The sequence below is a fragment of the Ensifer sp. Root954 genome, assembly GCF_001429005.1.
Lineage (GTDB): Bacteria > Pseudomonadota > Alphaproteobacteria > Rhizobiales > Rhizobiaceae > Ensifer > Ensifer adhaerens.
In genome coordinates this window covers 189,006-199,101 of the sequence record NZ_LMJM01000024.1, presented here as the reverse complement: position 1 = coordinate 199,101, position 10,096 = coordinate 189,006, and the positions used below count along the sequence as shown (strand labels likewise).

The following is a 10,096-nucleotide window of genomic DNA, read 5'->3' as shown; positions in this document are numbered from 1 at the left end:
CGCTCCGCTCTGCCAGAGGTCTTCGAGCTGGTTCTTGTCGCGCAACGTATCCATCGGGCGCCAGAAACCGGCGTGTTCGAAGGCCATCAACTGGCCGTCCGCGGCGAGACCTTCCAGAGGCTCCGCTTCGAACGGCGTCTGATCGCCTTCGATGCGATCGAGCACCGAACGGTTGAGGACGAAGAAGCCACCATTGATGTGACCGTTGTCGCCTGCCGGCTTTTCGATGAAGCTTCTGACCCGCCCGTCGCTGACAGCAAGCGCGCCATATCGGCCGGGCGGGACCACGCTGGTGACCGTCGCCTGGCGGCCGTGATGGCGGTGGAAGTCGGTCAGCGCCTTGATATCGATGTCGGCAACGCCGTCGCCATAGGTGAGGCAGAACGTATCGCCGAGATGGTCGGCCACGCGTTTCAGGCGCCCGCCGGTCATGGAGTCCGTTCCGGTATCGACGAGCGTCACGCGCCAGGGCTCGGCCTTGTTCGAATGGAACAGGGTTTCACCCGTCGCCATGCAATAGGTGACGTCGGAGGAATGCAGCACGTAGTTGGCGAAGTATTCCTTGATCATGTAGCCGCGATAGCCGAGGCAGATCACGAAATCCGAGAAGCCGTAGTGGCTGTAGATCTTCATGATGTGCCAGAGAATCGGCCGCCCGCCGATTTCGATCATCGGTTTTGGTCGGAGATGGCTCTCCTCCGAGATCCGCGTGCCGTAGCCACCGGCGAGAATGACGATTTTCATGCGACCGCCCCGTATTTGCGCCGGCCACTCGGCATGGCGCATTGCAAAGTCCTAATATCCTGGCGACCTTGCGCGGAGGTGGTCTGCGCGCGCCTGCTCTCAGGCGGCGAGGCGGCCCTGCAGGACCTCGACCACGCGGCCGATCTCGTCGGATGTCATGTCGTGATAGCTCGGCAGGTTGATCGCGCGGCCGGGCAAGTCATAGGCCACGGTGTTCGCTGGCACCTCGTCGAAGGGCGGCAACGAACTCAGCGGCCAGAAAAAGACACGGGCGTCGATGTTCTCGGCCGCAAAGGCGTTCTGCAAAGCCTCCCGGGTGACGCCGGTTTCCGGCGCAAAGACGACGGTTGGCATCCAGAAGCCGTTCTTCGTTCCCTCCGGCTCCGGGTTCATGGCAATGGCATTCACGCCTGCAAGCTGCTCGCGATAGGCGTAGAAGATTTCTCGCTTGCGATCGACCAGCTCGCCGACGCGCTCGATCTGCGCGAGGCCGACGGCGGCCTGCAGGTTCGACATCTTGTATTTGAAGCCGATCTCGTCCGGCCAGAACTGCTTTTTCTGCCCGCGGGCGCGGCCGTGATTGGAGAGCGTCAGCACCTTTTCATGGAGCGTCTCGTCGCTGGTGACGAACATGCCGCCTTCGCCCGTCGTGACCGTCTTGGTGCCGTGGAAGGAAAAGGCGCCGAAGGCGCCGAGCGACCCGGCCTTGCGTCCATGCCACTCGGACCCGAGCGCTTCGGCCGCATCCTCGACAACAGGAATGCCGTGCCGGGCGCCGATCTCAAGCAGCCGGTCCATGTCGCAGAGATTGCCGTAGATGTGAACCGCAAGGATCGCCCTGGTTCTTGGCGTGATTGCCGCTTCGACCTTTTCCGGATCGATGCACCAGCTATCAGCAAGCACGTCGACGAAGACCGGTTTTGCGCCGAGGTGAACGATCGGCGCGGCAGACGCCGTCCAGTTGGTGTCCGCAAGGATCACTTCGTCGCCGGGGCCGACGCCGAGTGCGGCAAGCCCCATGTGCAGCGCGCCGGTGCAACTCGATGTCGAGATCGCGTGCGTCGTGCCGAGATGCGCGGCGAAGGCCGCCTCGAAGCGGTTGATGTAGTCGTAGCAGCGCTCGCCCCAGCCATTGGCCGCCGCATCGGTCGCATAGGTCACTTCACGGTCGGTGATCGAAGGTTTGGTGTAGAGGATGCGGGGTTTCATGGGGAGCGCTTGGTGAGAACCGGGAGTTCGAAAGAGGCGTGGATGCCGGGCGGGATTTTGTCGAGTTTTCGTCCCGCTCCGGCTTCTTGCTGTGTGCTCTTGTCAGAGCCAGACGTGGTCGAGCCCAGGCCGCTGCAGCCAGGGTTGCGCGGCAATCGCAGCGCGGGCCTTCAGCGGGTTGAGACCGATGAACAGTGCTTCGGCTTCCGCTGGCAGGTCCTCAGGCGAAAGCACCGGGATGCCGAAATGGGTGGCGCCCTTCATGTTCTCGTTGCGGTCGAGGAATGCCACGACATCGACGGCCTGGCCGATCCGGCAGTAGATCCAGCTTCCGTAGAAACCGGCGCCGTAGATCGCAACCTTGCGCTTGGCGTAGCGATCTGCCCCGCCCGCGAGCGTTTCCGACGCCCGATCCCAGAAGGCGCAGATGTCGCGGGCTTCCTTGGCCGCATCGGCGGCGGATTTCGACGTGTGGGCGGCCTCGACGGTCGCTTCCGCGCGCTTTGCAACGACGAAGAAGGCGCCAGGGAACGAGGTCGAGTCGATCACCTGCAGTTCGAACCCGACGCTTGCCAGGGCATGGGCGAGCGAGGCTTCGCTGAAATGGTTGACGTGATCGGCGACGGCCATGTCGCCCGGGTTGCCGGCGACATCGGGCATGGAAAACAGGAAGCTGCCGCCCGGCCGCAGGAGGTTGCGCACGTCGCGCATGAAGCCGACGGGATCGGCCACGTGCTCGATGACGAAGTGGCTCATGACGGCGTCGAACTTGTTCTGCCAGCCTTCGGGCGCGGCGTAAGTGGCCTGGGCCGCTTCCGGCACCCAGCCCTGCCAGGCGGCCGCATAATCGGCACTGACGTCGAAGACGTGCGGACGCAAGTCGCTGCGGTTCGCAACCATCTTGCGCAGTGTCACGGCCTTTGCTGCACCATAGTCGAGGATTGAGGCGCCCTCGGGCAGATCGAGCAACCGCAGCGCCAGTGCGGCCTGGTGATCGGTGCGATAGGTGATCGTGCCATCGGTTGCGACCGCGAAGATCTGATCATGATTTTCGCTGGTCAGCGAGATCCGGTAGCCGGTGTCGTAGAAGGCTTGGATATCGGGAATATCGTCGCTTTGGGCATGTCCACAAGCGCCGCAGACGAAGACGCGTGTCGGTACGTCGAGCAGCGTCATGATCGAGGTCAGCGCCGGCGCGGGCACGTCGTAGGTCGGTGCGCCAATGTGGCCGCCGCACACACGGCAGTTCGTCATGCCAATTCTCCCTGCGGTGCAACCAGCTCCGGCAGAACCTCGGCGAACTTTACGCCTGCGGCGAACGAGCCCTTCCAGCCGATGCGGATGCCGAGCGGCTCGGCGTAGTTGAAATAGCGGAACTGGATGCTCCACCGCGGCGTCTGCGAAACGTTGTGACCCGACTGATGCAAGGTCAGGAAGTCCATCAGGATCAGATCGCCGGGCCTGCTCAAGGGAGCGACGTGTTTGTAGCGGGCAAGCCGCTCTTCACCCTTGTGAAGATGCAACGCATAGGCGCCGGTCTTGCCAGCGCCGGCGTCGTCTTCATAGACCGGAACGAGACCTTCGGCCTGCGACCCCTCGGCAATCTGGACCGGGCCCATGTCTTCGGTGACCGGCAAAAGCGGCGTCCAGAAAACGATGCCGTCGACACTGCGCAGTTGCGAGGGGAATTCTTGATGCCATTGCGCGCGGAACTTTTCTTCGCCAGGATTGTCGATGCGCATGCCGTAGCCGCCAGCTGCGATGCCCGGGATGCTGCCGGGCCGAAGTGCCTTAAAGACCTCGTCGTTGGCAACCGAGCTGACGAGCCGCATGAAGGCAGGAATCTGCTTTATCGCATCATAGACTTCACCGCCCCAGGAGCGGTTGACCGCAATGAGCTTGCGATAGGCGATCGTCATCGCCTCGTGCGCCGTGTCGGTCGGGGCGTCGACGCCGTACTTGTTGCAGATCAGTTCGAGGGTCTGGCGGATGCCTTCGTGGATCGGCGCAATCTCTGACTGGATGTCGTAGAAGCCGGGTACGACGTGATAACCCTTGGTCTCGAATTCCTGGCGCGCGCTTTCGGAAATGATGGTGCCGTTCTTCATGATACGCTTGCTTCCTCCTTCAGGAATTCCCGCCACGAAATGGTTTTTGGTAACAAATGCTTGCGCGCATCGGGCCCAGTGCGCGCAATGAGGTCCAGGACGGAAACATAAGGCGTGAAGGTTTCGCGGGGCTGGGGCCACGGCGTGCAGCTGTAATTCATGTATTCGACGTAAACATCGGCAGCTTCGAAGGCCTGATGATCGAGATAGTTGGCAGCGCCGTGTCCGGTCAGATAGCGCGTTCCATTCGCCTCAAGCACCAGGTCGAGCACGCGCTGCCAGGACGTTCCATTCGAAGCCATGTCGCGGGAGCGCCGGATGGTGCGTTCGAAGCCGATGCCGAGATAGCGGGCCGGGACCTCGGTGCTCGCAATCAGAAGATCACACAGGCTGTCGTTGGCGTAGACCTCGTCTAAGATTGCCAGCGCGTCATCGATGTAGGGCGCGCCATCAAGCGACTGGCGCAGCAACGAGCGATGGCTGGCGCGCCAGTTGTCGGCGGTCGCCGAAAGGTCCTGGATCTTCTGGAAGCTTCCTTTTCCCGCAAGGGGTATCGTCATCCAGCAACGATCGTTGCCTTTCAGGAGTTGGATGCGATTGGTGAAGCTGCCTTTCGAGAATTGGGCATCGTCGAGGTAGATGTAGCCGTCGGCAAGCGCCAGTTGTTCGAAAAAGCCCGGCCAGGGAAAAAGCATCGGCTGGGAGATGACGACGGCGGTCATACGTGGGGCTCGTCCGGCGCGAAGATGGTGTCGAGGTCTCCATCCGTGTCGTGGCAAGGACTCTCGAACAGCGCGCTTGGGATATCTCCGGTTCCTAGTTGCGCACGCACTTCAGATAGCCTCCGGGGGAGCTCGAAAGCACAAGCTTGCCGTTGAGAACCGGGTCCGTTTCGAAGCGATCCGTTTCCTTGAGGTAGGCGTTGAGCGCGGCGTAGGGCTCATCGCCCGGATGCCAGATTTTCGAGCGCTTCGTAGGTGTCTGAGACGCGTCGCCATAGCCAAGCAGCGTGTCGGCGACCACGAGATATTGCCCTTCGGTCACCAGAGGTCCGTAGTTCCGCAATTCGTCCAGCACGTGATCACGGCTGTGGTCGCTGTCGAGTACCACCATGACCGAAGCACCCTCTGGGATTTCGGCCGCGACCCTCGCCAGCGTTTCGGCCGTCGTCGACGGCCCCTCGATCAGCGTGATGCGCGAGGACATCGGGTGGTTTTCGATCGAGTCACGATTGTGGGCGCGGATATCGATATCGACGCCGATGACTTTGCCTTTGCCGATCAGTTGCAGCATTGCGGCCATGAAGATCATCGAGCCGCCGCGGGCAACGCCCGTCTCGATGATGATGTCTGGCTTGGTGTTCCAGATGACCTCCTGGGTCGCCATGACATCGGCCGGCATCTGGATGATCGGCACGCCCATGAACGACCAGAGATAGGAGTAGTCGTACTTGTCGAGCGCTACCACAGTGTCGTGTGCCTGCTGGAAAGCGCCCTGATCCTTGCCGAGCGCAAGGGCCATTTCGGTCTTGTGGGCTTCGAATGCGAGACGATCGTCTTCCACTGCCATTGCTGTCTGATGCCCTTCTTCGGATACAACCTATGGATACGCTCTCGACCGCGAATCGCGATCCCTGGCGCTTTCGCCGATTCGCAACGCTTTCCTGTGAACGCTTTCATGTCGGCAATTGCAAATACGGTCAAGGCCGGTTTCTTAAGGGCGAAAAGACGGGTAGTCCTTGGTCTCTGGCGGAAGGAACCATGTCGCGATTCGATCGAATTTCTACACCCATAGCGGGTCTCATCATCGTCGAGCGGCAACGCAGGGGCGATGATCGCGGTTTCTTCTCGCGCTTCTTCTGTCGCGAGGCGCTGGCCGATTTCGGCGGCGATGGAAAGATCGCGCAGATCAACCATACCCTGACGCAGGCAGCAGGCACGATCCGCGGCCTGCACTTCCAGCAGGCGCCGCACGACGAGGCGAAATTCGTCTCCTGCCTTTCCGGCGCTGTCTTCGATGTGGCGGTCGACCTGCGGCCGGATTCTGCGACCTATCTGCAATGGCACGGGGAGGTGCTGAGTGCGGACAATGGTCGCTCGATGATGATCCCTGGCGGTTTTGCCCACGGGTTCCAGACGCTGACCGAGGATTGCGAGCTGATTTATCTGCACGACAAGCCCTATGCGCCCGAGGCCGAAGGCGGGCTTAACCCGCTCGATCCGGGGCTCGCGATCGCTTGGCCGTTGCCGGTCTCGCAAATGTCGCCGCGCGACCAGGCGCTCCCCTTGCTGCCGAACAGGATCGTCGCCGTCCGTCGTTGACTTCGTGAGGGATGGGAGGACAATAACCTCTCCGCGCCACCACGAGAGAGAAGGGGTGTCGACGATGACGATCGCCAGAAAACTTCAGGACTATATCGACGGTTCGGGTGTCGCCTATGACACCGTCGACCATCACCGCACCGCGACCACCAGCCAGACGGCGCGGGCGGCGCATGTGCCGGGCAGCCGGCTTGCCAAATCCGTGGTCGTTCACCACGAAATGGGCTACGTGCTCGCCGTCGTGCCGAGCACGCACCGGGTCGAACTCTCGACCCTGCAGGACGTAATGGACCGCCGCCTCGGCCTCGCTTCGGAAGAGGAGGTCTGCAATCTCTTTGCCGATTGCGACATCGGCGCCGTGCCGCCGGTTGGTTCGGCCTATGACGTGCCGGTGCTGCTAGACGAAAGCCTCGGCGATGTCAGCGACGTCTATTTCGAAGGCGGCGATCACCGGACGCTGGTGCACATGAGCGGCGCGAATTTCCGCAACCTGATGCGGGGCGCGCAGATCGCCCGCTTCAGCCATCCGGCGTGACTGGCCGTTCAGAACGATCTTGTTTGCGCTGGCGTGACGCCTGCCGCCTGTTCCTTGGCGCCATCCGCTTGAAGCGGGAAGGAGCGGCCAACCGCTGGTCGATATTTGCTGTGCTTGAATCTGCCAGTCGGGCTTGTCAAAGCGCACGCTAGGCGGCACCATCGCGCTCGACGGATACCTTTATCTAACTGGGTTGGGGGATCGATGGTGCGCATACGCTCTGCGAATATGTCCAAGTCTCTGGCAGTACTGCTGGTTGCGACCAGCGTTCAGTCCTTCGGTACCTCGGCACGTGCCGAAGGCGTCCTGTTCGATCAATTTCCGTTTGCCGTTGCCTGCGAATACAAGGGCACCCAGCACGCCTTCTATCTGTCCAAGGTGACTGCGGATGGAACCGCAACCTATCAGGCTTCTGACAACTTCGCCGGTACGATCACGCTGGACGGCGCGGCCAAGGCGGTTGGCTCTGATGCCGGCGGGAGTTGCCTTGGAAAGACGCTCGCGGAGCTCAGGGCGTCAGGTCAGGCACGCGATATCAAGTAGTTCGCCGCATATTGCCGGTAAACGCAGCTGACGCTCGCCCGGCGCTTACGCCGCGGCCGGCGCCGCGCAGCATTGCAACGGCGAGGCGGGCGAAGGCACGTCCGCGGTGGGCTGGCGATGTCTGCCGCCTGTTCGTTTGCGACGAACGCCGAGAAGATCCAATCTATTGTCCGGCCGTCGCGAAAGAATCGATGCGTGAGAATTTTCTGTTGTAGCAGTTCAAAAATCTGATTTACTGCAGCCTCGCTAATTGGCTTTCGGGGGATATTGCCGATGGTGTGGACCCGCAGGGAGACTATGCTTGGTGGTTTGGCGCTGCTTGGCGCCAATGCGCTTCAGAGCCCGGCACTGGCAAAGGCGACAGCCTATTTTTCCGGCCCGGCCGTGGACAACGGCGTGACATACCGGAGCACCAATTTCGCCAACATTGACAGGAAATGGCAGCGCCAGGTCGTCAAGTATTTCAGTAGCGAGCCGATCGGCACCGTCGTCGTCGATACCAGGCACCACTTTCTCTACCTGATCATGGAGAACAAGACGGCCATCCGCTACGGCGTCGGCGTCGGGAAAGAGGGTTTCAAATGGTACGGCCGGGCGACGATCGACAGGAAATCGCTGTGGCCGCGCTGGACGCCGCCACCGGAGATGCGTGAGCGCCACCCCGAACTGCCTGAGTTCGTCGAGGGCGGTTCGCCGAAAAATCCGCTCGGCCCGCGCGCCATGTACCTGCTGCGCGACGGCGTCGATACCGGCTACCGCTTCCATGGCACGCTGGAGCCGGGCAGCATCGGCAAGGATGCCTCCAGCGGCTGCATCCGCATGTTCAACGAGGATGCGATCGACCTTTACCAGCGTTGCCCCATCGGCACGGCGGTGCAGGTGCTGCCGCATATCGCCGAAAAGGCCCCCGAGGTCAGCCAAGCAACCCCGGTCGCAACTCCGGTCGAATGAGGAATATCACCCGATGCCCGCTATGACCGGATTGACGAGGCTGCTTTCCGCGGCCGCCATTCTCTTGACGCTTGCTTCCTGCAACACCACCGAGATGGCCGCAGTCGAAGAGCCCGCAGCCGTGCCGATGACCGGAAAAACCGACGACCCGGCACCCGGCTTCGAAACCGTATCGGTCGGTACCGAAGAGGACTTTATCCTCAATGTCGGCCGCCGGACCTACTTCACCCAGGATTCCTCCGCACTCGACAGCGTCGCCAAGGCGACACTCGACAAGCAGGCGATCTGGCTCAACAGCAACCCGCGCTGGCTGGTCAAGCTACAGGGCTTCTCCGACGACAGCGGCTCCGCTTCCAAGATGGAAACGCTGTCGCAGAAACGCGCCGATGCGGTAATGGCCTATCTGGTGTCCAAGGGTGTGGACCCCAATCGCTTGTGGGCCAAAGGCTACGGCAACGACCGCGAGGTGCGCGACTGCACCGAGCGCTCCTGCAAGGTCCAGAACCGGCGCGTCGTCTCCAACCTCAGGACGGAACGCGACGCGACTTGAGCGGGCGGCGGCTTCCAACGACCGTGGGCGGTCGCTTCCGCCAACGCGGAATGGACTCCATGTGTTGGCCATCAGCGCGTCGTTCAGCACAGAAGACCAGGGCGCATAGCCACAAACGGGCGGGTGTGGCTATGCGCAGCCCGGTACTTTTCTCGTTGGCCCATCGGTCGACGAATATGTTGCCCTGTGTTTCGCGGAACGACAGAGCACGGCGGCCGCCGCATCAATCGGTTGAAGCGCAAGTGCCATAGTCTTCTCAAAGCAGGGGGTGATCTGATACTTCCGTCTGCCTGCCTCTGCGTCATGCGTCCTTTCATGGCATCCACACGGATGGAAAGTGCGGCAGTTCGAAAACCTACAGTGCTTTCAGCGTCTCACCAGACGTGCGACGCGGTAGCTGCGCCATGTCGGGGCATTCCTCGGGGCGGTAAAATATCTACGGAGCGCAAGACATGAAACTCGCCGTCCTTGTATCTTCTGGTGGGGCTGCGTTTGAACAGGTGGCTCGCATTGTTCGACACGACGGCGTCGATTTCACGGTGATCACTGATAGAGGGTGTGGGGCGGAGGTGGTTGCCGGCCGCGTCAACGCGAAGCACATCCGCATCGAAGAGCGAGACAGGAAGCTGTTTTCCACCAAGGTGGCCGCAGCCCTTCAAGACCTGCGCGTCAACAATATACTGCTGTTCTTTGACCGTCTGGTTTCGAGCGAACTGTTTGATAGCGTCGATACGTTCAACATCCATCCGGCAGCCTTGCCGGCGTTCAAGGGGCTGAGAGGCGTGGAGGACGCCTATGAAGCGAAGGCTCGCCTGCTCGGCTGTTCGCTTCATCGCGTCGATCAGAGCGTGGACGGTGGGGAACTGGTGTCGCAGATCGCTTGCGGTGCCGATCCTCAGTGGCCGCTTTCGCGCTGGCAGAAGCGGGCATATCTCATGAAGGTCTATTGCGGATTGGTCTGGGTTAACCAAGCGATCCATATCGAAGCGCCCGACACGCCGGTGAACGCGTCACACGGCCTTCCCGAGGGGTGGATGGCTTCCTTCAGGGAATTGCAGGCACTCGAGGCCGAAACGGTAGTCTAGGAAAATCGGAAGGGCGCGGACATGTACGGATTGCCTGCCATCAACCAGCG

12 protein-coding genes are annotated in these 10,096 nt (G+C 61.6%); 6 read left to right on the top strand and 6 right to left on the bottom strand.

What is annotated here, in order from left to right; genetic code table 11:
* The 6 genes from rfbF to ASE71_RS18825 all read right to left on the bottom strand — a co-directional run.
* On the bottom strand, positions 1 to 744 hold a 744-nt coding region (gene rfbF / locus ASE71_RS18850; protein ID WP_244497378.1), incomplete at its 3' end, for a glucose-1-phosphate cytidylyltransferase.
* A 99-nt stretch (positions 745 to 843) separates the two neighbouring features.
* Positions 844 to 1,953: a DegT/DnrJ/EryC1/StrS family aminotransferase gene (locus ASE71_RS18845; RefSeq protein WP_060518875.1), complete on the bottom strand. Its 1,110-nt coding sequence runs from the start codon at positions 1,951 to 1,953 to the stop codon at positions 844 to 846.
* A 102-nt stretch (positions 1,954 to 2,055) separates the two neighbouring features.
* Positions 2,056 to 3,207, bottom strand: a complete 1,152-nt coding sequence (locus ASE71_RS18840) for a class I SAM-dependent methyltransferase (RefSeq protein ID WP_034793964.1) — start codon at positions 3,205 to 3,207, stop codon at positions 2,056 to 2,058.
* Positions 3,204 to 4,061 (bottom strand): phytanoyl-CoA dioxygenase family protein, encoded by an 858-nt coding sequence (locus tag ASE71_RS18835; protein WP_060518873.1) that lies wholly within the window; start codon positions 4,059 to 4,061, stop codon positions 3,204 to 3,206. Before ASE71_RS18835 ends, ASE71_RS18840 begins: the two co-directional genes overlap by 4 nt.
* Positions 4,058 to 4,783 carry a WbqC family protein gene (locus ASE71_RS18830; RefSeq protein WP_060518871.1) on the bottom strand — a complete coding sequence of 242 codons (726 nt, stop codon included), beginning with the start codon at positions 4,781 to 4,783 and terminating at the stop codon, positions 4,058 to 4,060. Before ASE71_RS18830 ends, ASE71_RS18835 begins: the two co-directional genes overlap by 4 nt.
* Positions 4,784 to 4,877: 94 nt before the next feature.
* Positions 4,878 to 5,630 carry a cephalosporin hydroxylase family protein gene (locus tag ASE71_RS18825; protein ID WP_060518869.1) on the bottom strand — a complete coding sequence of 251 codons (753 nt, stop codon included), beginning with the start codon at positions 5,628 to 5,630 and terminating at the stop codon, positions 4,878 to 4,880.
* A gap of 191 nt (positions 5,631 to 5,821) precedes the next feature.
* Here ASE71_RS18825 and ASE71_RS18820 point away from each other — a divergent pair, with 191 nt between their 5' ends.
* The 6 genes from ASE71_RS18820 to ASE71_RS18795 all read left to right on the top strand — a co-directional run bounded on the left by ASE71_RS18820 (position 5,822) and on the right by ASE71_RS18795 (position 10,046).
* Positions 5,822 to 6,382 (top strand): dTDP-4-dehydrorhamnose 3,5-epimerase family protein, encoded by a 561-nt coding sequence (locus ASE71_RS18820; protein ID WP_060518867.1) that lies wholly within the window; start codon positions 5,822 to 5,824, stop codon positions 6,380 to 6,382.
* A 64-nt stretch (positions 6,383 to 6,446) separates the two neighbouring features.
* The gene (locus ASE71_RS18815; protein ID WP_034794215.1) at positions 6,447 to 6,917 is read left to right on the top strand and encodes an aminoacyl-tRNA deacylase; all 471 of its coding nucleotides are present in this window, start codon (positions 6,447 to 6,449) and stop codon (positions 6,915 to 6,917) included.
* A 228-nt stretch (positions 6,918 to 7,145) separates the two neighbouring features.
* Entirely contained in the window at positions 7,146 to 7,460 is a 315-nt protein-coding gene (locus ASE71_RS18810) for a hypothetical protein (RefSeq protein ID WP_051659302.1), read from the top strand.
* Between the two features lie 273 nt (positions 7,461 to 7,733).
* Positions 7,734 to 8,411, top strand: a complete 678-nt coding sequence (locus tag ASE71_RS18805) for a L,D-transpeptidase (RefSeq protein ID WP_034793947.1) — start codon at positions 7,734 to 7,736, stop codon at positions 8,409 to 8,411.
* A 13-nt stretch (positions 8,412 to 8,424) separates the two neighbouring features.
* Positions 8,425 to 8,961: an OmpA family protein gene (locus ASE71_RS18800; RefSeq protein WP_034793945.1), complete on the top strand. Its 537-nt coding sequence runs from the start codon at positions 8,425 to 8,427 to the stop codon at positions 8,959 to 8,961.
* 452 nt (positions 8,962 to 9,413) lie between these two features.
* Positions 9,414 to 10,046, top strand: a complete 633-nt coding sequence (locus ASE71_RS18795; protein WP_082566324.1) for a formyltransferase family protein — start codon at positions 9,414 to 9,416, stop codon at positions 10,044 to 10,046.
* The last annotated feature ends 50 nt before the right edge of the window (positions 10,047 to 10,096 follow it).